Raw genomic sequence first — 22,277 nt, 5'->3', positions numbered from 1 at the left:
GGCGATGAAGTCAGGTTCTTTTTCTCGTAGCCAAGCCAGCAACCATCAGCACCAGTCCCGGAATCCAAAGACCCGGGGCAGTAATCGCAACACCACAGACGGTCAGCGGCAGACCGGATAAGAACAACGAGTTTTGAAATGCCTTTTTCATAGATGCCTCTCCTTAAGAAAACATCTCATTTAACCACAAAGCCTGCCGGCGTAAGGCCAAGCCGCGGTTAATCACTCAAAACCAATTCAGGACTCGCAACACTCTCGCGAATGTTCGCTCGCCTGCCCCGCACGTCAGCAAGACAAGGCCGCTTCCAGCGACGACAAAAATAAAACCTCCAACTGCATCGACGGCGATCAGAAATATTCCCAGCGCCAGGAATGCGGCACCGAGCACAGCCAGCGCCGTCCGGCTTTGCTTCTGCTCCGGATATTTGTTGAACATTCGTTTACTCCGCATCAATTGCGCATCGATCAACTGTAGACCAAGCGCAACCATCCAATAGCAAGCAACTTCTGCCGCCACGCGCGGCATGGAGCATCACCATGGAAACTGAAATTCTCTCCGACGAGGAGCTGGCCGAACTCACCGGCTACAAAGCCCGCGCGTACCAGCGCCGCTGGCTGATTGATCGCCAGTGGGTGTTTGTCGAAAGCCGCGGTAAACGCCCGCTGGTGGGGCGGATGTACGCCCGCATGAAGCTGGGCATGGTCAGCCCCACCATCGCCGATCCGAACCCGCCACCGGCCACACCGGTATGGACACCTGATTATTCGCGAGTGAACTGATATGCGCCCCCGCAAGACCGAACACCAGCACCTGCCCCCTCGAATGTACAAGCGATCCCGAAAGCGCAAAAACGGTAGTACGTGGACCGCATATTACTACCGCGACCTGCTCGGTAATGACATCCCTCTGGGCAAGGATATCGACAAAGCACGGTTGAAATGGGCCGAACTCGAAGCCAAGGAAAAGCCCCTCGACCTGCGCACCATGAAGGGAATCTTCGACCGGTACATTCGTGATGTGGTGCCGAAGAAAGCACCGCGCACGCAGAAGGACAACCTGGCGGAAATCAAGCAGCTCCGGCCAATGTTCGACAGCGCCCCGATCGACTCAATCACGCCAGCAACGATTGCTGGCTACCGAGACGCGCGATCGGCAAAGGTCCGGGCGAACCGTGAGATCGCTACCCTCTCCCACATTTTCAATATCGCCCGAGAGTGGGGGCTGACAACGAAGGAGAACCCCTGCCAAGGGGTGCGCAAGAACAAGGAGACGCCGAGGGATTATTACGCGAATGATGTGGTTTGGGAGGCGGTGTACAAGAAGGCAGCTCAGGAGCTGAAGGAAGCGATGGACCTGGCCTATCTGACCGGGCAAAGGCCGGCAGATGTGCTGGTTATGCGGAAGGATGATGTTGAAGGCGGATATCTGACTGTTCAGCAGAACAAGACGCACAAGAAGCTGCGCATTCAGATGACGACCGCCGGAGAGGCGAACAGCCTGGGCATTCTGATCGCTGCGATCACAGAGCGGAACGCTGCGCACGTGTCGAGCTACCTGATCATCAACCGGAGCGGTAAACGGATGACGGCGACGATGCTGAGGAAGCGATGGGATGCCGCCCGGGAGAAGGCAAAGCTGGACGCTCTTGAGCAGGGAGACGAGCTGCTGGCAAAGAGGATCGGTGAATTCCAGTTCCGGGATATTCGACCGAAGGCGGCATCGGAGATCAGTGATGTGGGTGACGCCAGCCTGCTGCTCGGGCACACAAAAGGCGACATTACCGAGCGGGTTTACCGTCGCGTTGGTGCCATCGCGAAACCTTCAAAATAGGCCGAAAAAGAGTTCCATAACCCGAAAGGCGCCCCTTGTAGAATGCGGTCTGTAGAGGTGCTGCAAAACAGAAGTATTGGAACGAAAAAGCGGCTGAGGCCGCGTATTCAGCGGCTTTCCATAGCGGTCTTGAAAACCGTCGACTGTAACAGGTCCATGAGTTCGAATCCCATCGCCTCCGCCATATTTGATACGACAAAGCCCTGATTATTCAGGGCTTTGTCGTTTCTGGCGTTTACGAAAATTTCTGCCTCTCGGTATGTGTTCCATCCTGATTCACTGTCTTTGCAACTGGTCGGAATAAACTCATGATCAAGGTTTTACCGCACAACGTACTCATGGAGCTTTCGGTGAAAGCCGATTCATACGGTTTAAAGCTGAGCGATCTTGCAGCCACTTGCGAAAAGTTCGATGTTGCACCGCAAGATGTGCTGAACGAATTGTCCATTGCCGTTGCGGAGGGCTATCTACAAGGATCCTTGATCTATTGTTTTTGCGACGGTGTTATGAATGGGATCATAAATGCCGTGGTTGAAGTGGGCATGACTGACGACATGCCTCAGCCCGCGTTCTCGCTTTACCAGGCGTTCGACCAAGGTGAATGGATCCGCAGTAACGATCCACCGGAGACTGACCCCAGTGAGAAGTACACGAAGCCGGTGGTCCAGGAAATAATGGCTGCCCTTGCAGGCTAGCTTTTACAGATTGAGCAATTTTCCGTTTTTACCTGGTAAAAAGCGTTGATCGAACGGCTGCTTCTAGCCGTTTGCAGCCCTTCGCGACAGGCAGCAATCGGCTCGGACGCACTCCATTCCCATTGCCAACGGAAACCGACACACGTGTGCCAGTGTCCTCTTCTCCGCTCGCACACTGACCGCGAGCTAAAAGGCTAGTCAGGGCGCTCATGGAATTGAGCAAAAATATCCGCGATAAAATCCATGAAAACGATGGCTCGCTGGGGGAGCAGCCGATTAGCCAGGTAGACAATCTGGATCGGCACCGGTGGCGCCACGTATTCGTTAAGCAGCAATTGAAGATTGCCACTTCTCAGCCCTTCCTCATACAGCCATTGCGGCCCCTGCGCGATGCCCAGCCCTGCATTGACGTACTCACGAATCGCCTCAGGCGAGTTGACCCGCAGTCGTCCGGAGATCGGCACATCAATATCCTTGAACCGCCAGTGGGTTCCAGTGGACAGGAGGGTATAAATGAGGCAGTCGTGTTCCTTCAGGTCGTCTGGCGAAGAGGGAGTGCCTCGTTTCTCCAGATACGCGCGGCTGGCAACGCACACACGCTCGAACCATGCCAGTGGCCGGGCTCGCATTGCACTGTCTTCGAGGTGACCGATACGAATCGCGAGTTCTACCCCCTCGTCGACCAAATTGACGTAGCGATCATTGATTTGAAAATCGAGCGACAGTTCGGGGTAGCGCCCTAGAAAACTCGCGACGTGCGGTACGATGAAAGTGTGAGCCAATGCGGTCGGGCAAGCGACGCGCAGTAGCCCGGACGGCGCTACTTTTCCTCTCAGTGAGGACTCGGACTGTTCCACTGAATCCAGGATACGCCGCGCATCTGCGTAGTACCGTTCACCCTCGGGCGTGAGCATCAGCTTTCGTGTGGATCGGTGAAGCAGCCTGGTTTGCAAATGGTCTTCAAGCGCAGCGACGTAACGACTGACGCTCGGTTGCCCTAGTCCCAGATCACGGCCCGCAGCAGAAAAACTGCCTGTCTCGACAGCTCGTACAAAACAGCTCATCAGTAACAACCGATCCATCACACCCCTTTTCATGCGGATTTCGCATGAGATCTATTCTATTTACCCATCTTATCAGCGCGCCGGCATGAATACATAGTTGCTCTCAGAGGGCCAGTCGTCCATTTGGCGGTCCAAAAAGAGAGGAAATTCAGATGTCCCGTTTACAAGGCAAACGTACCCTGATCACTGGCGGTACAAGCGGTATCGGTCTGGAGACCGCCAAGCAGTTCCTCGCCGAAGGCGCACGTGTGATCGTCACCGGTGTCAATCCTGAGTCCATGGCAAATGCTCAAGCTATTTTAGGTAGCGAAGTCCTGGTGTTGCGCGCCGACTCAGCCAGCGTCACAGCCCAGAAGGAGCTGGCACAGGCCGTTCAGTCTCATTACGGGAAGCTGGACGTTGCCTTCCTCAATGCTGGCGTATCCGTCTGGAGGCCAATCGAAGACTGGAACGAGGAGATGTTTGATCGCTCCTTCGACATCAATGTCAAAGGCCCTTACTTCCTTCTGCAAGCACTGCTGCCGACTTTCTCCAATCCTGCATCGGTGGTTCTTAACACCTCGATAAGTGCGCACTTGGGCGCCGCGAATTCATCCGTTTATGCTGCAACCAAGGCGGCCTTCCTGAACCTGTCGAAAACGCTCTCTGGCGAGCTTCTACCGCGTGGTGTTCGAGTCAATGCGGTCAGCCCTGGTCCAATCGACACACCGCTGTATGACAAGGCAGGTATACCCGATGCCTACCGCGAGCAGGTCAACAAGGAGATTGTCGCGACTATTCCGTTTGGCCGTTTTGGCACGCCTGAAGAAGTAGCCAAGGCGGTGCTGTATCTGGCGTCGGACGAGTCTCGCTGGACGGTGGGAACGGAAATTATCGTTGATGGTGGTCGCGCACTTTAACGAGACAAGTACGCCTTTGAGTCTGAGCATTCCACCTCCTGGCCGGAAGCGTAACGCTCACGCAAGGGATGACGTTTACCCTGCTGTCCTGCGCAGAGGACGGCCATGGGTGGATTCATACAACACAGGCGAAGGCTTGTCCTGAAGTGCCACGGCGTACTCGATCGCCGTGGCGCTTACAGGCACGCTGCAACGTCTGCTCACTTCTCAAGCGTCGCCCCCTGATTACCGCCTTGCTCGGCGATTTTCGTCAGTTTTTCATCCGCGCCCTTTTCTTCTGCAAGCATGGCCTGCAGCAAGGTTGCGGCATCCTTGAGTTTCAGGTGCTGGCCATCGCGATCAGCGTGCCATAGTGAGACTTCCATCAACCCAAAGCGGTATCCAGAAACATCATCACGCCAAAGCCGAGCATCAAGCCGAGGGTCGCCGGGGTCTCGTGACCATTACGATGGGTCTCGGGGATGACTTCGTGCGACACCACAAAGATCATGGCCCCCGCAGCCAGACCCAGCGCAATCGGATAGCCCAGAGCGAAGCCACTCGACACACCCAGTCCGACCACTGCACCCAGCGGTTCCATCAAACCGGAGCCAATGGCGAACAGTGCCGCCCGCCAGGCCGAGATCCCGGTAACGCGCAAAGCCAGAGCAACCGCGAGTCCTTCGGGGATGTCCTGTATCGCGATGGCGGTCGTTAACGGCAGGCCTACTTTCATGTCGCCGTCCGCAAAACTGACGCCGATGGCCATGCCTTCCGGCAGGTTGTGCAGAGTAATCGCCAGGACGAAGAGCCAGACGCGATTGATGCGTTGAGCGTCGGGCCCGCGCCTGCCGATCTGCTGATGCTCATGGGGTACAAAGCGATCCAGACCGACCATCAGTGCAACGCCCAGGGCCAATCCACACACGACCACCGCGGCTGCCAGCAGCGGGTTGCCACACAGCGTTTGGGCAGCCTCGATTCCGGGCATAATCAGTGAGAAAGAACTGGCGGCCAGCATCATGCCGGCCGCGAACCCCAGCATGATGTCCTGGGTGCGTGAAGCGATATCGCGCAGGATGATCGCCACCAAAGCGCCCAATGCGGTCGCCCCGAAGCCTGACAGGCCACCCAATGCAGCCAGACGCAGATTTCCCTTGTCAGCACCGACCAGTGCGCTATATCCGCTGATCAGCAGCAGGCCGGTAACCAGCATCAGCGTTACCCAGAACAAGATGCCTGGCCAACCGCCACTGGACGCGATGCTCCACACGCGAATGCAGTTCAGTTTCGCGCGCACGTCCGCACCCTCAATCACTTATCTGAATCGGCCGCTTTGTCTTTCTGGATCTGCAGCGACGCCTTGCTTTTGTCGCCATCCTTGTTCGGCGCATCATTCGAACCTTCAAAACAGCCCTGCAACAGCAACATTGAGCAAAGCCCCAGGCAGGCACAGATTGTTTTCATGATCGTCTCCCGCTAAATGATTCTGTGGCGAGGGCTCTCGGCACAGGTCTGCTTGCTCAGACGGCCGGCACCAGCGGTGCTGTCCCGTCCACCTCGGCCAGCGGCACAGCACTGCCGCCCGGCGTCAGGATGACCTTGCGGCAGTCTTCCTGTTTTTTGTCGAAGATCTTGTAGCCCTCGGCCGCCTGCTCGAGCGAGAGTCGATGACTGATGATTGCGTCCGGTTGCAGGCGCCCGGTTTCGATATGCCCCAGCAGTTCCGGCAGATAACGCTGCACATGGGTCTGCCCCATCTTGAAAGTCAGGCCCTTGTCGAAAGCGTCACCGAACAGGAATCCATGGATAAACCCCGCGTACACCCCCGGCACACTGACCGAGCCGCCGCGGCGAACCGCCGCGATGCACTGACGCAGTGCCTTGCCGCTGCTGCCTTCGAGTTTGAGCGTGGCCAGCACCGTTTCGGTAGTGCTGCCTTTGGCCTCGAAGCCCACCGCATCAATCACGCCATCCACCCCACGGTTGCCGGGTGTCTGGCTGATGATAGTATCGGCCGGGTCGTCGTCCTCATCGAAATTGATCGGAATGACACCGTAGGTGCGTTGCGCATAGGCCAGTCGGTAAGCGTGGTGATCAACCATGAAGATGCGCTCGACGCCGAGCATGCGAGCGCACGCCGCACTGAGCAGTCCGACCGGCCCGGCGCCATAGATCGCCAGACTCGAATCCTGGCCAACGCCCGAATTGATCACCGCCTGCCACGCGGTCGGCAGAATGTCGGAAAGGAACAAGACCTTCTCGTCCGCCAGTGTTCCCGGCACCTTGAACGGCCCGGTATTGGCTTTCGGCACCCTCACCAATTCGGCCTGGCCGCCCGGAATTCCGCCGTACATGCGGCTGAAACCGAACAGCGCAGCCGGCGGCGGTATGCGCTTTTTATTCATCGCCGCGCCCGGTCCTGCATTGGTTGTCTCACAGGCCGCGTACAGGGCCTGCTGGCAGAAGAAACAGTCGCCGCAGGCAATCACGAACGGAATCACCACTCGATCGCCGCGCTGCACCGCGGTCACTGCCGAACCTGTTTCCTCGACAATGCCCATGAACTCATGACCAAAGATATCGCCGTGTTCGACCGTCGGTATCTTGCCCCGATACAGGTGCAGATCCGAGCCGCAGATGGCTGTGGCAGTCACTCGCAGAATGATGTCGTCCGGTGCTTCAAGGATCGGGTCCGGCACGGTTTCGACGCGTACATCGTGAGCGCCGTGGTAGGTCAATGCTCGCATGGTGCAATCCTCTGACGATGGAATTGAAGAACTGTCTCTTCAAATTCGGAAGGACTCCGCCACCGCGAGTTCACTCTGTTTTATGCATTCTGGATGAGCGGGATGGCGGCGCGGACTCAAGGCCGAATCCACAAATCAGTCAGCGCCTGCATCCTTCACGTCGATTTGCGTAATACCCACCAGACTGGCCTGCTCCAGTATCTCTTCAGCAGTCGAGTCAGCTGTTGGCATGATCAGACTGTTCTCAGCATCCCCAAAGTGCAGTTCCAGCAGATGCATGGCAGCGTCGTGAATGGAGAGCTTCGACTGCTGCAACGCGAGTTGATGCGTACGGGACTCGCCGTTGAACAGATACTCGATGGTGTAGTTGCGCATTGATAACCTCAAAATCAGAGTGGCAGACAACTACCCTGACTTACCGGTCAATCGTTAGTTCAAGCGGATAAATGTTCTGCAGCTCAACTGCGAGAAAGCGTTTTCAGCCGCTCGACCAAAGCCGCTTCAAAAATGACGTACAGCTTTTCAGCATCGCCGGCACGCAGAACCTCGCTGGTTTCCAGCCCAAGCACGAAGCCATCCGCACGGGCACCCGCCTTCACAGCGATGATCATCGAGTCTGCCCGGACAATCTGCGCCAGAAGCCGATCAGCTTCACGTTGCATCTTTTCGCTCAACACTACGCCTTCCACTTTCCTCACCCTGCATTCAATGCGAGATCCAACAATTTGTGTGATCAAGGCTACGCCGCCGACAACGGTGCCTCAAGCCGCGCGCCAATGATCGTTCGCTATGGCAGCCATCAGGAACCTTTCATGTGAACGAATTCGTTTTGTTTAGTATCAAAACGGGCAGTTTCAAAAGCGTTTAGCAGTCGCCAACTCGAAAAATCATGACCGGAGAACAATGCATGCCCCTCAGTGACACCATTGACAGAGCGTTGCTAAGCGCAGAGGAACGTTCCTCTATCGCTGAAATTGAAGCTACGACCAATATTCTGCAGCTCGTTACACGCATGACCGGAACGCGCTTCGCGGCGATCGCAAAATTCACCGACACGGACTGGATCGTCTGTTCTGCCTACGATCCGATCGAGCTTGGGATCAATTCCGGCGACACGCTGGAATTGGAGACCACGCTGTGCAGCGAGTTTCGCAGAGACCCTCAGGTGCTTTTCGTGCCGCAGATAAGTCGCGACGGCAGGTTTTCCACACGCCCGGTGGTGAAGCAATATTTGATTGAAAGCTACGCAGGTGCGCCGATTTTCCTGCCCGACGGACAACTTTGGGGCGCGCTGTGTGCACTGGACTCCAGGGCGGTGATTTTCGACGACCCGGATCTGGCGGACACGTTAGGCCTGTTCGCGAGACTGATCGGCTGTATCTTTTACGCGAATCTGACGGAGGCCGGCAGCGGCTACCGCAAGAACGTTTCAAGCGTTATCGGATAAACAAGAAACAGCCCTGAATATTCAGGGCTGTTTCATTTGTGGCCTGTGAGAATTTTGCTCCACCCTGCTACAAGGTGTAGGAAACGCCGATCTGCACGGTTCGCGGCGCCCCCGGGTAGGCATAGACGTTGCCGAATGCGCCCTCTTCATAATCACGGTCGAACAGGTTTTTTACGTCGAGATTAAGCCGCACCTTGTCATTGATCTTGTAGAAGCTGAGCAAGTCGACAACGGTATAGCTGCCCATCGAAAACGCGGTGTTGGCGGTTTGGCCGGCGCGCTCGTCGACGTACTTGAGGCCAGTGCCCAGGCCCAGTCCCTTGAAGGTGCCGTCCTGGAACTCATACATGTTCAGCAGGCTGAAGCTGTTCTTCGGGATGTTCATCAGCCGCGTGCCAGAGCGCAGTACGTTGTCCTTGGTCACCTCGGCATCGACATAGGCGTAGCCACCCATCACCCGCCATTCGGGCGTCAGGTTGCCGGCCACGTTGACGTCGAATCCACGGCTGCGCACCTCGCCGGCCGCAACGCTGAAGGTCGAGTCAACCGGGTCGGTGGTCAGCACGTTACGTTTTTCGATCTGATAGATCGCCGCGTCGACGCTCAACTGCTGATCCAGCGCTTCCCACTTGAGTCCCATTTCATAGGACTTGCCCTTCTCTGGCTCGAACCCTCCGCCCTGGCGACTGGCGCCGGTGTTCGGCTTGAAAGAGCGCGCCGTGTCGGCATAGATCGCCAATGTCTCGGTCAGGTCGTAGGTCACGCCGATGCGCGGAGTCACCGCGTTGTCACTGGCCTGCCAGCTCTTGCCACCGGGCACGTAAGTTTCGTAGTCATGTTCGAAGCGCTCGAAACGCGCCCCTGCCAGCACCTTGAGTTTATCGGTCAACGCCACTTGGTCCTGCACGAACGCGGCATACGTCTTGAGGTTTTCCTTGTCGTGTGTCGGCGTGCGGGTGAGCGCCGGGCGCGGCTGGCCGTAGACCGGGTCGAAGATGTCGATCGGGTACGCACCGACAGCGCCGCTGGAGCGCTGGATGATCGACTTGTAGTCGTAATCCTCGTACTCGATGCCGGTGAGCAATGTGTGCTGCAAACCCGCGGTATCGAAATGCCCGGTCAGGTTGAGCTGGGTATCCTTGTCGGTCCACTCCAGCTTGCGATAGTTGAAATTGCGCCCCAAAGTGCGGCCGTCATCGGCAATGCCATTAGCCTCGATTGCGTTGCCCTTGAGCGAACCGTCGAGCCACTGGAAACCGCCGCCCAGGGTCCAGTCGTCATTGAGCATGTGCTCGAAACGCATTTGCGCCATGTTGTTGTCGTTATGCAGTTTGCCAGCGTCTTTTTCGCCGAAAAAACTGTCGCGCGAAGCGGTTCCCGTCTGTTTTGCGTAACGGGTAAGGCCGCGATCCAGAGGCGCGTTGTTGCGCATGAAATCGCCTTCGAAAATCAGCTTGGTCGCGTCGGTTGCCTGCCAGGTGAGCACCGGTGCGATGCCGTAGCGCTCGGTTTCGACATGATCGCGGAAAGTATCGCCGCCCTCGCCCACAACGTTCAAGCGATAGGCCAGACGCCCTTCTTCGTCGAGCGGGCCGGAAGCGTCCAGCGTGCCGCGTTTCATGCCCTGATCGTTGAGTTGGCTGCCCAGGGTGACGCTGCTTTCAGGCAACGGCTGCTTGGACACCACGTTGAAGGTGCCGCCAGGATCACCTCGACCGTAGAGCATGGTGGCCGGGCCGCGCAGCACTTCGAGGCGTTCGATTGTGTTGGCATCCGGCATGTTCGGATAGCCGCGGTTGATCGGGAAACCGTTGCGATAGAACTCGCCAGTGGTGAAGCCACGCACGGTAAACGTGGTCAGACCCTGCCCACCAAAATTGTTCGCCCGCCCCACGCCGCCGGCGTAGTCCAGCGCGTCCTGCAATCGGGTGGCGCCCAGATCTTCGACCGCATCCTTCGAGACGACACTGATCGATTGCGCAGTTTCATGGATCGAGGTGTCGGTACGCGTGGCGCTGGCCGAGCGCGTCGCGCGATAACCTTGCACCGGGCCGTCCGCCCTTTCGTAATTCGCCGTACCGATGACATCGGTTGCGTCCAGCTCCAGCGTTGAGGGTGATGCCCCCGTTTGATCAGCCCATGAGGCAGGCGACAATGCTTGCAGCACACAAATGGAAAGGAGGGTTCGACGCATGGAGAGGGAAACCTTTACGAATAGGCCAATGCAGGGGGTGAATCCGCCAAAAAACTCCCGCGCATGCTATACAAAATTATTCGCAATTAATACAAATTCCCATTAACAACAGTTGCCGCTGTCAATGCGGCACCGTCGCTCTGCGCCCCGCCCCGCCAAATTCTCAGGTTCCGCCCGAAAGCCCCTCGGTGGCCTGGGCGAACCTCGCGCCGGCCTTGCGCACCAACTGGCGCCATTCTGTTGCTGTAATCAGCCCTTCCTGCTCCATGGTGTCGGCCATTTTCAGCAACTCGTCGTATTGATCCTCGGCGTCCATACGGATCGCTGGCTCTTCCAGTAATTTTCGCCAGGCGGCCAACGCCTGCTCTTTGCGAATGTCGCTCATGGTCATTACCCCCGGGTGACTTGTAAGTCGGTAGAGGGCTGCGGTTCTGGAGTGTTCAGCGGCGGCGACTGACGGCGCGACAGATGGTTTTCGTTGCGGCCTCGAAAATGAAGCGGCCCAAAGCAGCCGTTGATGCACGACTGCGTTGAGCCTGAGAGCGATTGCCTTCCAGGATGGCTCAGTGCGGGCTGGCCGTCGGACGTACCACAATCTCACTTACATCAACATCGTCGGGCTGTTCGATGGCATAAGCGAGGGCTCGTGCAATGGCGTCGGCGTTGAGCGCCACACGCCGGAAGGCTTTCATTTCCTCGCGTGCCACCTCATCGGAAATCGTATCGGCCAGTTCCGACTCAACGACACCCGGGCACACCACCGTGACGCGAATCTTGTCGGTTTCCTGGCGCAAACCATCCGAGATGGCGCGGACGGCGAATTTGGTCGCGCAGTACACCGCGGCGGTTGGAGAGACTGCAAGACCGCCAATCGACGAGATATTGATAACCTGCCCGTACCCTTGCGCCTGCATGTCCGGCAAGACCGCAGCGATACCATGCAGCACCCCGCGCACGTTGACATCGAGCATCTGGTTCCACTCATTGACTTTCAGCGAGGCCAGGGGAGACAGCGGCATCACGCCCGCGTTATTGATGATCACGTCGACCTTGCCATGTTGCGCCTTGGCGAACGTCACGAACGCCTGCATGGATTGCAGATCGGTGACATCCAGTGCGCGGGCGCTGGCCGAGCCACCCTCGGCCCGGATCTCGCTGACCAGTTGGTCCAGACGCTCTGTACGGCGGGCACCGAGTACCACATGGGCACCTTTGCTGGCGATCAGCCTGGCCGCCGCTTCGCCAATACCACTGCTTGCACCGGTAATCAGCACGACTTTGTTGTGAATGTTCGACATATCCGTAGCTCCTGCTCTCAGCATTGAAGTTCAGCAGCGACCGCTGAAGTGCGGGCGTTGCTGCGGGGTACGTCGAAAAGATTAAGGGCACATGCCTGCTCGGCGCGTGCCGAAACCTGCGCAACTTTTGCCTATTCGTGTCGGTGTGCATCAATCTGCAAAACAGATAAAGCAGCGATGCTCAAGCCCCACGGAACTCGCTGGGCGTTACGCCCACCTCGCGACGAAATACCTGAGAGAAGTGACTGGGGCTTGAATAGCCGACCTCCAGGCCGACGTCGATGACACTGCGCCCGGTCTCGAGCAACAGCTGCCGCGCGCGAATCATGCGCAAGCGGATGAAGTACTGCGAAGGCGAAAAACCCGTCGCACGCTTGAACAGACGGCTGAAGTGGTACTCGCTCAGCTCGGCCAGTCTGGCCAGCTTTGCCAGACTGAATTCAGCGCCCAGATCCGCACTCATGGCGTCAGTGACTTTGCGCAGCTTGTAGGCTTGCAAAGCGTTGCTCCGACGTCCGCCGCGGGCCTCGGCGCGATAGCTGCGCACCAGATGTACGGCCAGCGCCTGTGCCAGCGAGCGGGCAAACAGAGCGCTGGGCGAGCGCTCCAGAACCAGTTCGGTGCGCAACTGCTCCATGACAAACGCGACGCGCGCGTCGCGTGCCCCGGAAATATCACGCAAACGCACAGCTCCCCCGTAATCCCCCAACAACTCACGCGACGCGTGCTCGATCAACGGCAGCCCCAGATAAAGGTGCATGACTTCAAAGGTGTCGGCCCCTTGAGTCTGCCAGCGCATCTCATAAGGCTCGTCGGAACTGGTGAGGAAAAAATCGCCCGCGCTGACCTCCGCCGCTTCCCACTCGCCACCCGGCACGCGCTCCTCCACCCTCGCCGACCCCGCCAGAACCAGGACGAGCAGCGGTTCCACCACCGCAGGCACGAGAATGGGTTCAACCACGCTGCCATGGGTAAAAAACCGGATCACGATGTCCTTGATTTCCGGACACGCTGGCAACGCCTGCGGCTCGCCCGGCAGGTAGTCTCCCATCGACTGCCCGGTGATGCGCAAGTCCTGGGAGGAAGTGGACTTCTGTTGCAACGCCGTTTGCCCGGTATTGGTCATGAACATGCCCTTTTGCTGAGATTCAGCGCAAAACCCCGACAGCCGGGGCAATCTCCCGAAAGCCGACCTCGCCCCGCTGCGAGACAGTAGGCCCGTCGCCGATGACAGCGCCTTGCGGGCGCCGACCCGGCCAATCCCTACTCGATCAAAATGCTGGAGAACATCATGACCGATATCAAGCACAGCACACCAAACGAAGTGGCCGGTAAAGTGGCTCTGATCACTGGCGCGGCCAGTGGCATCGGCAAGGCCATCGCACTACTGCTGCATGCCCGCGGCGCCAAGGTCATCGCCGAAGATATCAACCCTGAGGTAGAGGCGCTGGCTCGCCCCGGGCTGGTACCACTGGTAGCCGACATCACTCAGGACGGGGCCGCCGAACGCGCGGTCGCATTGGCCGTCGAGCAATTTGGTCGACTGGACATCCTGGTCAATAACGCCGGCATCATCATCAACAAACTGGTCATCGACATGACTCGCGAAGACTGGGAGCGCATTCAGGCGGTCAATGCCACGGCGGCATTTCTGCATAGCCGCGAAGCGGTCAAGGCGATGATGCCGAATAAATCCGGTTCGATCGTCAACATCGCGTCCTACGCCTCCTACTTCGCTTTCCCCACCATCGCCGCCTACACCGCTTCCAAAGGCGCACTCGCGCAACTGACGCGCACCCTGGCGCTTGAAGTCATTGGCCACGGCATCCGCGTCAATGCCGTCGGCGTCGGAGATGTGGTGACCAACATCCTCAACAATGTAGTCGACGATGGTCCGGCATTTCTCGCCCAACACGGCGAGGCCGCGCCGATCGGCCGTGCGGCACAACCGGAAGAAATCGCCGAAGTGGTCGCGTTCATCGCCTCGGATCGTGCCAGCTTCATGGTCGGTTCGGTTGTCATGGCCGACGGCGGCATGACCGTCACGGCCGGTTGAGCCATTACAGGAAAGATCCGCCCGCAAGCCCGAGAGGATCAGGCAAATCTGCGGCAGTTTTGTTCTGACACCTCTGCGCTCGGCTACGTAATCTGAAAGCACGCAACGGATGCAGACACAGGCCACGGCAGGCCGCTCGGATTGAATGAGGACTGAGGAGAAAAGCTGATGAAAAATGCCAGACAAATCACGCCTGACCATCGTTACGCCGGGATGTGGGTCACCGCCGATGGATTCATCCGTCACGAGCTTCTGACCACTGGGCGTTATGACGAGGCCCGTGGTAAAAATAACAGTGCTTATGAAGGTCGCTACGAAATAACCGGTGACTATATCCAGTACTGGGACGACACCGGCTTCACCGCTGACGGGCATTTTCATGACGACGTGCTGTATCACGCCGGCATGGTCCTTTATCGGCAATGAGCACTTTAATGATGTCGGGTGAATATCGTCTGCCTGGACAGTTCCGGGCAGACGCTCATGGACACTTGTGAGAGCCTGAAATGCAACAGAGCGATGCTTTCATCCTGCAAAACACGGCCATCTACCGTGACGAACTGGTTCGCTTGCTGACGCAACGGTTTAGCGCATCCGGGGTCTATGAGACAGCCATAGCGTCCTTGCATGTGATCCGTTTTGACGCGCCTTCGGAGCTGATCCACACCGTGCACAAGCCGGCACTTTGCCTGATCGTGCAAGGACAAAAAGAAGTCGGCCTGGGTGACGACCATTACCTGTACGACCCGCTCAGTTACCTGGTGGTCTCAGTGACACTTCCCGTTTCCGGGCGCGTGTTGATGGCCAGCCCGGAGGCGCCCTACCTGTGTATCCGCATTGATTTCGAAGCCACGGAAATCGCGCAGGTCATCGCCGATTCGCCCCCGACGGGCGTCCCGGACGAGCCGGAGCTTGGCCTGTTCATTGAAAAGGTCGATGTGCCTCTGCTGGAAACCATGCTTCGGCTGGTCCGGCTACTGGAAACACCGAAAGACATCGGCATGCTCGCGCCCCTCGCCCTTCGCGAGCTGTATTACCGGCTCCTGCGAGGTGTGCACGGTCGTCGTCTGTATGAGCTTGCCCTCGTTGACTCGCAAACACGCCGGGTAACGCGGGCAATCGATTGGCTGAACAACCACTACACCCAACCCTTGCGCATCGAAGAACTCGCGCGGGTCGCAAGTCTCGGCAGCTCCACATTGCATCATCAATTCAAGGCCGTGACGGCCATGAGTCCACTGCAATACCAGAAACAGCTTCGCCTGCAGGAAGCCCGCCGCTTATTGCTCGGCGAAGGGCTGGATGTGGCGAGTGCCTGCTATCGAGTGGGCTACGAAAGCCCGTCGCAATTCAGCCGGGAATACAGTCGCCAGTTCGGGTGTCCGCCATCAAGAGACACCCAGCGGGTTCGCCGCCCGGCGTGAAAGTCAGCCTGACGGCGATCTATCGGATTAATGCCCACCAATCACTTCACAAACCGGTTACGCCCCAGCGTCTTGGCGTTATACAGCGCCTGATCGGCGACCTCAATCAACCCTTGCAAGGATTGCAGTTGGGCCCCCGAGACCGTAGCGATGCCGATACTCACACTCAGCCGGCCGAACGGGCTGGACGGGTGTGCGATGTTCGCTTGCTCCAAGCGTTCGAGGATCAACTGCGCGACCACTGCAGCACCGTCACTGTCGGTGGCCGGCATGATCACGCTCAGCTCCTCGCCGCCGTAACGCGCCACCAGATCCGAGGGGCGCCGTACACAACCTTCGAGGATTGTCCCGACCTTCTGCAGGCAGGCATCGCCGGCGACATGCCCGAACGAGTCGTTGAACAGCTTGAAGTAATCGATATCGATCATCAGCAACGCCAGCGTCGTGCCGTCACGTTGTGCGCGTCGGGCTTCCATGGCGAGGCTCTCATCGAAGCAGCGCCGGTTGGCCAGGCCGGTCAGGGCGTCCTTCATCGCCAGTAACTCAAGCTGACGATTGGAGGAAAGCAACTGCTGCTGCGTCCCGCGCAATTGATCTTCAGCCCTGGTACGCCTGCGAATATCGAGAATCAGAAACCAGCCGATGAGCCCGGTAAGCCCCAGCAACCCCGCGACCACCACTGCCGACAGCCAGGCCTCCATGCGCCACGCCGCAAGGGCTTCGCGTTTGCCGAGGGCGACGGTGGTGATCAGCGGCAGCCGGTCGCTCTTGCGGAAGGCATAGAGCCGCTCGACGCCATCGAGGCTGGAAGTAAATGACGCGGTGCCGACCGATCGATCGACCAGATACTTCTCATAGATGGGCGACTTGGAAAAATTGCGGCCCATGTCCTGCTCGCGGAAGGGATAGCGCACCAGCAACGTACCGTCGGTGTAGGACAAGCCGATGGCCCCGTCCTGCCCGACGTCGATCTTGCCGAACAGGCGCAGGAAGTTTTCGATTCCCAGGGTCACCGCCACCACACCCGCAAACTCGCCGTGCGCATCATTGAAACGGCGGCTGACGGTGATCACCCACTCCTGATTGGAGCGGCTCTGGATCGGCGGACCGATAAAGGTTTCGCGGCTCGGATCGTCACGATGATGGATGAAATAAACACGATCACTGCTGTTGGCCCCGGCCGGAATCGGTCGGTTGGACGACATCAGCCAACGGCCCTGATTGTCGTAGATGGTGATGCCGCTGAGCTGCGGCATCAGCGGTTCCTGACGATTGACCAGTGCGCTCAGACGCTGGATCTGCGCGGGGCCACTGCCTTCGGTTTCCAGACGTTCGACGATCCCGAGCAACAGCAACGAACTCTGGCGAACGATCCCTTCGGAATAAGTCGCCAGCGCCTGGGTCAGGTTCAAGCCATGAACGTTTACCTCCTCCAGTGCGCGCTCTCGAGAGGCCAGCACTTTCCACACCGTCAGTGACCCGAGGGAACAACCGATCACCAACAACAAAAGCACAACCAGGCGGGTATCACGCTTCACATTACTACCTTTGGGAAAGTCCGGTTTCCGTTCCTGCGGCGGGTCGACCGACTCGATGACTGCAGCCGCGTGTCCTTGTCGCGCGCAAGGATACAAGCAGCACTGGCTTGCTGCAGCAACAGATTATGTCGCGCAAAAAAGACATACTTCCGATTTGCGCTGCGTCGTCCGGAAAAAGCCTGCTAAAGACTTCGGAAGGATTTGCGCTTGGCGAAACAGCGACAAGAATGCCAGACCAAACCATCGCCAGGCTTTCAGAATCCGCTTGGCGCCCACCGTCAGAAGCCAACTTTCTGACGCCTGTTTCACGACCCTTTCGTGATGTGTTGCCAAGCATAAAATTTTGGCACTTTTGCACAACAAGTTGACATCCAAAAGCATGCCACGGGCCACCGATATCATTAGAGTATGCGCCCTTAAAAAGGAAAGGACTCTTGATGACTCAGTCACTCTCACGGCGCGTTGTGGCGATTACCGGCGCCCTGGGGAATCTCGGCGAGACCCTGGCGGACATGGCCGCAGCCCAGGGCGCGGATCTGGTGCTGATCGATCAGGCGACGATGGCGATGCCCAGTTCCCACAATCGACTGGTCCTGTCCGGCATCGATCTGACCTCCCTTGCCGATTGCCAAGCAGTCGCCCACCAGATCAACCGCTATTTCGGACGCCTCGACGCCCTGGTCAACGGCGCCGGCGGCTATGCGTGGGAGCCGTTGCTGGGCAGCGCGATAGAGGCCTGGGATCGGCTCTACTCGCTGAACCTTCGAACCGCATTGAACGCCAGCAAAGCCTTGCTGCCATTGCTGCTGCAATCCTCGGCGGGACGCATCGTCAATATCGGATCGAGCATGGCGGCGAAGGCCGGGCTGGGCATGGGCGCTTACGCCGCGTCGAAATCCAGCGTTTTGCGCCTGACCGAAAGCCTCGCCGAAGAACTCAAGGACATGAGCATCACGGTCAATGCCGTGTTACCGAGCGTGCTCGACACCCCGCAAAACCGTGAAGCCATGCCCGACGCCGAGCATCAGCGCTGGGTGACGCCCGCTCAACTGGCGGCGGTCATTCTGTTTCTGATCTCGGAACAAGCGTCGGCCGTCACTGGCACCGGTATTCCGGTGATCGGGCGCATGTAGGGTCTATTGACGCCGCGCGCCTTGGCGACGTCGCTTTCTTCACCTTTCGGAAAAGCAAGATCACCGGATTACCGGACTTCCCCTCCCCCCATGCGACCCGCCACTTCCAGCGCTGCCTTCGTTAACCACGTCCTTGATGTCGCCGAACAATACGGCTGCGATGGCGACTGGCTGTTGCAGCAGACCGGACTCTCACGCGAGCAGTTGTCCGACTCGATCGTGCGCATTCCCATGCGCCAACTGCGTGCCTTGCTGGAACTGGCGGCGCTCAGCAGCAACCTGCCGCATTTCGGCCTGCTGGTCGGCGCCGCCGTACGCCCGGGCACCTACGGCGTGCTGGGTTATGTGCTGATGACCAGCGCGACACTGGGCGAATCGCTGAACATGATTCTGCGTTTCGGCAAGATCGTTTACGACAGTCCGTCCAGCCAGACCCGGATCGTCATCGGCGACGGCCGCGTGACTCTCGAAGATCAACGCATCAGTGAACTGGAGCCCTATTGCGCCCTGCATCAGGAAGCGCTGATGGTCGGCTGGGCAGCGTTCGGCCGCTGGTTGATCGCGAGTAATCAGCCGATGCTGGAAGTCCGGATGATGCATTCGGCGGTGGGCGAACCGGCGCTGTATGAACACTTCTTTGGCTGTCCGGTGCAGTTCGAGGCCGGTTGCAATGCGCTAGTGTTTGCCGAATCGACACTCTCTACACGAATCCAGGGCGCCGACCCGCGCATGCATCGCAGCATGCTGCTGGAGGCCGACTGGCAGTTGTGCCTGTCGTATCCGGCGTTTTCGGTCACAGATCGATTGCGCGCGCTGCTCACCGAGCAATTGCCGACCGGTGATTTCAGCCTGAAAAGCCTGGCCCGGCAATTGGCGATTTCACCGCGCACCTTGCAGCGCAAACTGGCGGCCGAAGGGGAAAACTTCAATCAAGTGCTGGAAACCATGCGCATGGAACTGGCCGACCATTACCTGCGCCGCACCGAGACCAGCATCATGAACATCGCCCTGATGCTGGGTTACTCGCAGGCCAGTTCTTTCAGCCATTCCTTCCGTCAGGCCCGCGGGATTTCACCGGTGGATTACCGCAAGTTATTGCGCGCCAGATAAGCCCGATCACGGTTTCAGCTGCAGCAGCGGCTGGCCCTTTTTCACCACATAGGTCGCCAGTTCCACGCCTTGGTCCTGGCCGACGTTCTTCGCCACATGGGCCACGCCTGCCGGGATGAACAGTGAGTCCCCGGCCTTTAGCGTGACCGCCGGCCGCCCCTCCAGTTGATACTCCAGCGTGCCGCTGAGCACGTGCGCCACTTCGACACCCGGATGCGCATGCCGCGGCGCGGTGACACCCGGTTCGAAATCGATACGTGCCTGTATCACCTCGCGATCCGCGGCGCCCAGGTCCTGACGAATCAGGTCGGTACGACTCAGGCCCTGCTGCCAGCTCATGGCCTGAGCGTCTGCCGCCTGCGCCAGGCCGGTGAATGAAACCAGTGCGGCCACAGTGGCCAGAATCAGTGTGCGTTGCATGCAATTACCCTCTCGACAGTCATGGTGTGAAGGCCTGCACTGTGACTGCCCGGTGTAGCGGCGATGTGTCGAAAAACCCGGGTTTGGTCTCGCCGTGTATCGCGCGCAATGCTGGATACACGGCCATACAAAGCACACCGGCTGTGTATCACAGTGTGTACAGACACCCCGGCGATACATGAACTTGAATCATCGCGCTTTTTCGACATGGACCAGATACGTCCCGGCGTTCAAATGCCTGCAAGGTTTGCCGGGCTCAGCCCGCACCTGCCCCCGACAGGATCGCCAAGGAGACTTCAGCATGAAAAACGCAGCATTCAACCGTATGAACATCCTCGCCGTGACGCTGTTCGGCGCGCTGGCGGCGACGCAAATGCCAACGGCCGCCGCCGCGCAGCCGGCAACCGGCGACCACAACGTCAGCTATTCCGCGCCCTCGCCGTTCGGCCCGCTCAAGCATGTGAAGGCCGGGCTGCTGGATGTGGCCTACGCCGAAACCGGCCCGGCGCAGGGGCCGGTGGTGATTCTGCTGCACGGCTGGCCGTACGACATTCATAGCTATGACAAGGTCGCGCCGTTGCTCGCCGCCAAGGGGTATCGGGTGCTGATGCCGTATGCGCGGGGTTATGGCGACACGCATTTCCTCTCCGATCAGACACTGCGCAACGGCCAGCCTGCGGCGCTGGCCAGCGACGTGATCGACTTCATGGATGCCCTGAACATCAAGCAAGCGGTGCTCGGTGGTTACGACTGGGGCGCGCGCTCGGCAGATATCGTCTCGGCGCTGTGGCCGGAGCGAGTCAAGGCATTGGTGTCAGTCAGCGGCTACCTGATCGGCAATCAGGCTGCCGGGCAAAATCCGTTGCCGCCCAAGGCCGAATTGCAGTGGTGGTATCAGTTCTACTTCGCCACCGACCGTGGCCGGGACGGTTACCGTAAAAACACCCACGACTTCGCCAAGCTGATCTGGCAGCTCGCCTCACCGAAATGGGCCTTCGATGACGCCACGTTCGACCGCAGCGCCAAAGCGCTGGAAAACCCCGATCACGTCGAAATCACCGTGTTCAACTACCGCTGGCGTCTGGGCCTGGTGCAGGGCGAACCGCAATACGCGGCGCTGGAGCAGAAACTCGCCAGCGCCCCATTTATCAGTGTGCCGACCATCACCCTCGAGGGCGATGCCAACGGCGCGCCGCACCCGGCGCCTGAGGATTACGCCAAGCGGTTCACCGGCAAGTACCAGTTCCGCCTGATCAACGGCGGCATCGGCCACAACCTGCCGCAGGAGGATCCGCAGGCGTTTGCTCAGGCAGTGATCGACGCCGATCACCTCTGAGGTCGAAGGCAGAAAACGCCTCGGTCTATTTGACCAGGCGTTTTTCCCTGGACGGGCGATAACCGAAAAATGCGCTGTAGCACTTGCTGAAATGGCTCGGCGAAACGAAACCGCAGGCCACCAGCACTTCCATCTGCGACAGCTCGGTGTGCTGCAACAGGCGCCGGGCTTCGGTGATGCGCAATTCCAGGTAATAGCGCTGCGGCGTGGTGCCCAGTTGCTCCTTGAACAAACGCTCCAGCTGTCGCCGCGAGCGCCCGGCGTACACCGCCAGTTGCTCCAGCTCCAGCGGCTCTTCGAGGTTGGCATCCATCAGTTTGACCACCTCGCGCAACGGTGCGCTGACGCAGAGGTTTTCATCCGGTTTGATCCGCCGATACCGCGACTCCTCGAACGCCAGAATGTCCTCGATGCCCTCGACCAGCGCCTTGCCGTGCAGGCTCTTGATCCAGTCCAGCGCCATATGGAAAGCCCCGGACGGACTCGACGCGGTGAGCCGGTCGCGATCGATCACATAAGGTTCGCTGCTGACCTGAGTGGCTTTGGCAATTTCCGTGAGTGCGGGACGGTGTTCCGGGTGGATCGCGCAACGATAACCATCGAGCAATCCGGCGCGGCCGAGAAACCACGCACCGTTCCACAAACCGGCCAGACTGACCCCGCGCTCCGCCGCCGCGCGCAGCAGGCTGATCAACTCCTCGCTGGCCTTCAGCTCAGTGCGGTAGCCGCCGCACACCACCAGCAAGTCCAGATCCGCAAGGCTGGCGACGTCAATCCGCGCATCCGGACGAATCACCAGCCCCAGATCGCTGATCACCTCACCCTCACCCAGCCCGAACGTGCGCGAGCTGAACAGTCCGGCGCGCAACAGGTTGGCGGTGATGATGGTGTCCAGCGCCTGGGTGAAGGCCGGCAGTGAAAAGTGCTCCAGCAACAGGAAACCGGTGCGGGTGATGCGGGTCTCGGTGGATTGCTCATTCAGATAGCGGAGGTTTTTACCCTTCATGCCTCCGCTGAATTGACGTCGTTCGATCAAGGTCTGGCCCATCGGTCATGTTGTTATGCGCCGATAGTTGGCTCGATGGGCCAAAGAGTCAATCATG

The 22,277-nt window shown here is 58.8% G+C and carries 26 protein-coding genes and 1 pseudogene; 11 read left to right on the top strand and 16 right to left on the bottom strand.

Annotated elements, in window-relative coordinates; all coding sequences use genetic code 11:
• Positions 1-10: 10 nt before the first annotated feature.
• Positions 11-151 (bottom strand): hypothetical protein, encoded by a 141-nt coding sequence (locus tag V3W27_RS21610; RefSeq protein WP_330207493.1) that lies wholly within the window; start codon positions 149-151, stop codon positions 11-13.
• 75 nt (positions 152-226) lie between these two features.
• Complete coding sequence (locus V3W27_RS21605) at positions 227-526, bottom strand: hypothetical protein (protein ID WP_330207492.1); 300 nt, start codon at positions 524-526, stop codon at positions 227-229.
• An 11-nt stretch (positions 527-537) separates the two neighbouring features.
• Here V3W27_RS21605 and V3W27_RS21600 point away from each other — a divergent pair, with 11 nt between their 5' ends.
• From V3W27_RS21600 to V3W27_RS21590, 3 genes are all read left to right on the top strand, one after another.
• Positions 538-780 (top strand): DUF4224 domain-containing protein, encoded by a 243-nt coding sequence (locus tag V3W27_RS21600; protein WP_330207491.1) that lies wholly within the window; start codon positions 538-540, stop codon positions 778-780.
• A 1-nt stretch (position 781) separates the two neighbouring features.
• The gene (locus V3W27_RS21595) at positions 782-1,831 is read left to right on the top strand and encodes a tyrosine-type recombinase/integrase (protein WP_330207490.1); all 1,050 of its coding nucleotides are present in this window, start codon (positions 782-784) and stop codon (positions 1,829-1,831) included.
• Between the two features lie 308 nt (positions 1,832-2,139).
• A complete protein-coding gene (locus tag V3W27_RS21590) occupies positions 2,140-2,526 on the top strand; it encodes a hypothetical protein (protein WP_247269077.1) in 387 nt (128 codons plus the stop codon).
• A 194-nt stretch (positions 2,527-2,720) separates the two neighbouring features.
• Here the strand turns inward: V3W27_RS21590 and V3W27_RS21585 are convergent, their stop codons facing one another.
• On the bottom strand, positions 2,721-3,608 hold the full coding sequence (locus V3W27_RS21585; protein WP_330207489.1) for a LysR family transcriptional regulator: 888 nt from the start codon (positions 3,606-3,608) through the stop codon (positions 2,721-2,723).
• Between the two features lie 134 nt (positions 3,609-3,742).
• Here V3W27_RS21585 and V3W27_RS21580 point away from each other — a divergent pair, with 134 nt between their 5' ends.
• Positions 3,743-4,489, top strand: a complete 747-nt coding sequence (locus V3W27_RS21580) for an SDR family oxidoreductase (protein ID WP_330207488.1) — start codon at positions 3,743-3,745, stop codon at positions 4,487-4,489.
• A 200-nt stretch (positions 4,490-4,689) separates the two neighbouring features.
• Here V3W27_RS21580 and V3W27_RS21575 read toward each other — a convergent pair.
• From V3W27_RS21575 to V3W27_RS21550, 6 genes and pseudogenes are all read right to left on the bottom strand, one after another.
• A pseudogene (locus tag V3W27_RS21575) lies at positions 4,690-4,841 on the bottom strand (DUF892 family protein); the annotation flags it as partial.
• A gap of 12 nt (positions 4,842-4,853) precedes the next feature.
• The gene (locus tag V3W27_RS21570; RefSeq protein WP_330207575.1) at positions 4,854-5,684 is read right to left on the bottom strand and encodes a ZIP family metal transporter; all 831 of its coding nucleotides are present in this window, start codon (positions 5,682-5,684) and stop codon (positions 4,854-4,856) included.
• A gap of 98 nt (positions 5,685-5,782) precedes the next feature.
• Positions 5,783-5,935, bottom strand: coding sequence for a hypothetical protein (locus tag V3W27_RS21565; protein ID WP_178083349.1), 153 nt, complete (start codon positions 5,933-5,935; stop codon positions 5,783-5,785).
• A 56-nt stretch (positions 5,936-5,991) separates the two neighbouring features.
• The gene (locus tag V3W27_RS21560; protein WP_330207487.1) at positions 5,992-7,218 is read right to left on the bottom strand and encodes a zinc-dependent alcohol dehydrogenase; all 1,227 of its coding nucleotides are present in this window, start codon (positions 7,216-7,218) and stop codon (positions 5,992-5,994) included.
• Positions 7,219-7,353: 135 nt separating this feature from the next.
• Entirely contained in the window at positions 7,354-7,593 is a 240-nt protein-coding gene (locus tag V3W27_RS21555; protein WP_027613842.1) for a hypothetical protein, read from the bottom strand.
• An 83-nt stretch (positions 7,594-7,676) separates the two neighbouring features.
• Positions 7,677-7,907, bottom strand: coding sequence for a hypothetical protein (locus tag V3W27_RS21550; protein ID WP_027613841.1), 231 nt, complete (start codon positions 7,905-7,907; stop codon positions 7,677-7,679).
• Between the two features lie 218 nt (positions 7,908-8,125).
• Between V3W27_RS21550 and V3W27_RS21545 the strand changes: the two genes are divergently transcribed.
• Positions 8,126-8,665, top strand: a complete 540-nt coding sequence (locus tag V3W27_RS21545) for a GAF domain-containing protein (protein WP_330207486.1) — start codon at positions 8,126-8,128, stop codon at positions 8,663-8,665.
• A gap of 67 nt (positions 8,666-8,732) precedes the next feature.
• Here V3W27_RS21545 and V3W27_RS21540 read toward each other — a convergent pair whose 3' ends face one another.
• The 4 genes from V3W27_RS21540 to V3W27_RS21525 all read right to left on the bottom strand — a co-directional run bounded on the left by V3W27_RS21540 (position 8,733) and on the right by V3W27_RS21525 (position 13,283).
• The gene (locus tag V3W27_RS21540; protein ID WP_330207485.1) at positions 8,733-10,859 is read right to left on the bottom strand and encodes a TonB-dependent siderophore receptor; all 2,127 of its coding nucleotides are present in this window, start codon (positions 10,857-10,859) and stop codon (positions 8,733-8,735) included.
• Positions 10,860-11,022: 163 nt separating this feature from the next.
• Positions 11,023-11,244 carry a hypothetical protein gene (locus V3W27_RS21535; RefSeq protein ID WP_247269071.1) on the bottom strand — a complete coding sequence of 74 codons (222 nt, stop codon included), beginning with the start codon at positions 11,242-11,244 and terminating at the stop codon, positions 11,023-11,025.
• A gap of 178 nt (positions 11,245-11,422) precedes the next feature.
• A complete protein-coding gene (locus V3W27_RS21530; RefSeq protein WP_330207484.1) occupies positions 11,423-12,157 on the bottom strand; it encodes an SDR family oxidoreductase in 735 nt (244 codons plus the stop codon).
• A gap of 181 nt (positions 12,158-12,338) precedes the next feature.
• Positions 12,339-13,283 (bottom strand): helix-turn-helix domain-containing protein, encoded by a 945-nt coding sequence (locus V3W27_RS21525; protein WP_027613836.1) that lies wholly within the window; start codon positions 13,281-13,283, stop codon positions 12,339-12,341.
• Between the two features lie 165 nt (positions 13,284-13,448).
• Here V3W27_RS21525 and V3W27_RS21520 point away from each other — a divergent pair, with 165 nt between their 5' ends.
• The 3 genes from V3W27_RS21520 (at position 13,449) to V3W27_RS21510 (ending at position 15,637) form a co-directional block, all read left to right on the top strand.
• Complete coding sequence (locus tag V3W27_RS21520) at positions 13,449-14,213, top strand: SDR family NAD(P)-dependent oxidoreductase (protein WP_204895496.1); 765 nt, start codon at positions 13,449-13,451, stop codon at positions 14,211-14,213.
• Positions 14,214-14,381: 168 nt separating this feature from the next.
• Positions 14,382-14,639, top strand: coding sequence for an Atu4866 domain-containing protein (locus V3W27_RS21515; protein WP_330207483.1), 258 nt, complete (start codon positions 14,382-14,384; stop codon positions 14,637-14,639).
• Positions 14,640-14,719: 80 nt separating this feature from the next.
• Complete coding sequence (locus V3W27_RS21510; RefSeq protein ID WP_330207482.1) at positions 14,720-15,637, top strand: AraC family transcriptional regulator; 918 nt, start codon at positions 14,720-14,722, stop codon at positions 15,635-15,637.
• A 41-nt stretch (positions 15,638-15,678) separates the two neighbouring features.
• On the opposite strand, the gene V3W27_RS21505 is transcribed toward V3W27_RS21510, so the two are convergent.
• On the bottom strand, positions 15,679-17,175 hold the full coding sequence (locus V3W27_RS21505; protein WP_330207481.1) for a sensor domain-containing diguanylate cyclase: 1,497 nt from the start codon (positions 17,173-17,175) through the stop codon (positions 15,679-15,681).
• Positions 17,176-17,612: 437 nt separating this feature from the next.
• On the opposite strand from V3W27_RS21505, the gene V3W27_RS21500 reads away from it, so the two are divergent.
• Together V3W27_RS21500 and V3W27_RS21495 are read left to right on the top strand one after the other, a co-directional pair.
• Entirely contained in the window at positions 17,613-18,308 is a 696-nt protein-coding gene (locus V3W27_RS21500) for an SDR family NAD(P)-dependent oxidoreductase (RefSeq protein ID WP_027613831.1), read from the top strand.
• A 90-nt stretch (positions 18,309-18,398) separates the two neighbouring features.
• Positions 18,399-19,418: an AraC family transcriptional regulator gene (locus V3W27_RS21495; protein ID WP_027613830.1), complete on the top strand. Its 1,020-nt coding sequence runs from the start codon at positions 18,399-18,401 to the stop codon at positions 19,416-19,418.
• A 6-nt stretch (positions 19,419-19,424) separates the two neighbouring features.
• Here V3W27_RS21495 and V3W27_RS21490 read toward each other — a convergent pair whose 3' ends face one another.
• On the bottom strand, positions 19,425-19,838 hold the full coding sequence (locus V3W27_RS21490) for a cupin domain-containing protein (protein WP_027613829.1): 414 nt from the start codon (positions 19,836-19,838) through the stop codon (positions 19,425-19,427).
• A 301-nt stretch (positions 19,839-20,139) separates the two neighbouring features.
• On the opposite strand from V3W27_RS21490, the gene V3W27_RS21485 reads away from it, so the two are divergent.
• Positions 20,140-21,174 carry an alpha/beta fold hydrolase gene (locus V3W27_RS21485; RefSeq protein WP_330207480.1) on the top strand — a complete coding sequence of 345 codons (1,035 nt, stop codon included), beginning with the start codon at positions 20,140-20,142 and terminating at the stop codon, positions 21,172-21,174.
• A 25-nt stretch (positions 21,175-21,199) separates the two neighbouring features.
• Here the strand turns inward: V3W27_RS21485 and V3W27_RS21480 are convergent, their stop codons facing one another.
• Complete coding sequence (locus tag V3W27_RS21480; RefSeq protein ID WP_330207479.1) at positions 21,200-22,222, bottom strand: GlxA family transcriptional regulator; 1,023 nt, start codon at positions 22,220-22,222, stop codon at positions 21,200-21,202.
• Positions 22,223-22,277 lie beyond the last annotated feature (55 nt).

The sequence above is a fragment of the Pseudomonas sp. AM14(2022) genome (genome assembly GCF_036346455.1).
In the GTDB taxonomy this organism is placed as follows: Bacteria; Pseudomonadota; Gammaproteobacteria; order Pseudomonadales; family Pseudomonadaceae; genus Aquipseudomonas; species Aquipseudomonas putida_A.
This window is presented reverse-complemented; position numbering and strand designations above follow the sequence as displayed.

Bases quoted from the DNA above. Each gene is read 5' to 3' on its own strand.
- V3W27_RS21610 (WP_330207493.1), bottom strand. From the start codon at position 151: ATGAAAAAGGCATTTCAAAACTCGTTGTTCTTATCCGGTCTGCCGCTG.
- V3W27_RS21605 (WP_330207492.1), bottom strand. From the start codon at position 526: ATGCCGCGCGTGGCGGCAGAAGTTGCTTGCTATTGGATGGTTGCGCTT.
- V3W27_RS21600 (WP_330207491.1), top strand. From the start codon at position 538: ATGGAAACTGAAATTCTCTCCGACGAGGAGCTGGCCGAACTCACCGGC.
- V3W27_RS21595 (WP_330207490.1), top strand. From the start codon at position 782: ATGCGCCCCCGCAAGACCGAACACCAGCACCTGCCCCCTCGAATGTAC.
- V3W27_RS21590 (WP_247269077.1), top strand. From the start codon at position 2,140: ATGATCAAGGTTTTACCGCACAACGTACTCATGGAGCTTTCGGTGAAA.
- V3W27_RS21585 (WP_330207489.1), bottom strand. From the start codon at position 3,608: ATGGATCGGTTGTTACTGATGAGCTGTTTTGTACGAGCTGTCGAGACA.
- V3W27_RS21580 (WP_330207488.1), top strand. From the start codon at position 3,743: ATGTCCCGTTTACAAGGCAAACGTACCCTGATCACTGGCGGTACAAGC.
- V3W27_RS21570 (WP_330207575.1), bottom strand. From the start codon at position 5,684: ATGCTGGTTACCGGCCTGCTGCTGATCAGCGGATATAGCGCACTGGTC.
- V3W27_RS21565 (WP_178083349.1), bottom strand. From the start codon at position 5,935: ATGAAAACAATCTGTGCCTGCCTGGGGCTTTGCTCAATGTTGCTGTTG.
- V3W27_RS21560 (WP_330207487.1), bottom strand. From the start codon at position 7,218: ATGCGAGCATTGACCTACCACGGCGCTCACGATGTACGCGTCGAAACC.
- V3W27_RS21555 (WP_027613842.1), bottom strand. From the start codon at position 7,593: ATGCGCAACTACACCATCGAGTATCTGTTCAACGGCGAGTCCCGTACG.
- V3W27_RS21545 (WP_330207486.1), top strand. From the start codon at position 8,126: ATGCCCCTCAGTGACACCATTGACAGAGCGTTGCTAAGCGCAGAGGAA.
- V3W27_RS21540 (WP_330207485.1), bottom strand. From the start codon at position 10,859: ATGCGTCGAACCCTCCTTTCCATTTGTGTGCTGCAAGCATTGTCGCCT.
- V3W27_RS21535 (WP_247269071.1), bottom strand. From the start codon at position 11,244: ATGAGCGACATTCGCAAAGAGCAGGCGTTGGCCGCCTGGCGAAAATTA.
- V3W27_RS21530 (WP_330207484.1), bottom strand. From the start codon at position 12,157: ATGTCGAACATTCACAACAAAGTCGTGCTGATTACCGGTGCAAGCAGT.
- V3W27_RS21525 (WP_027613836.1), bottom strand. From the start codon at position 13,283: ATGACCAATACCGGGCAAACGGCGTTGCAACAGAAGTCCACTTCCTCC.
- V3W27_RS21520 (WP_204895496.1), top strand. From the start codon at position 13,449: ATGACCGATATCAAGCACAGCACACCAAACGAAGTGGCCGGTAAAGTG.
- V3W27_RS21515 (WP_330207483.1), top strand. From the start codon at position 14,382: ATGAAAAATGCCAGACAAATCACGCCTGACCATCGTTACGCCGGGATG.
- V3W27_RS21510 (WP_330207482.1), top strand. From the start codon at position 14,720: ATGCAACAGAGCGATGCTTTCATCCTGCAAAACACGGCCATCTACCGT.
- V3W27_RS21500 (WP_027613831.1), top strand. From the start codon at position 17,613: ATGACTCAGTCACTCTCACGGCGCGTTGTGGCGATTACCGGCGCCCTG.
- V3W27_RS21495 (WP_027613830.1), top strand. From the start codon at position 18,399: ATGCGACCCGCCACTTCCAGCGCTGCCTTCGTTAACCACGTCCTTGAT.
- V3W27_RS21490 (WP_027613829.1), bottom strand. From the start codon at position 19,838: ATGCAACGCACACTGATTCTGGCCACTGTGGCCGCACTGGTTTCATTC.
- V3W27_RS21485 (WP_330207480.1), top strand. From the start codon at position 20,140: ATGAAAAACGCAGCATTCAACCGTATGAACATCCTCGCCGTGACGCTG.
- V3W27_RS21480 (WP_330207479.1), bottom strand. From the start codon at position 22,222: ATGGGCCAGACCTTGATCGAACGACGTCAATTCAGCGGAGGCATGAAG.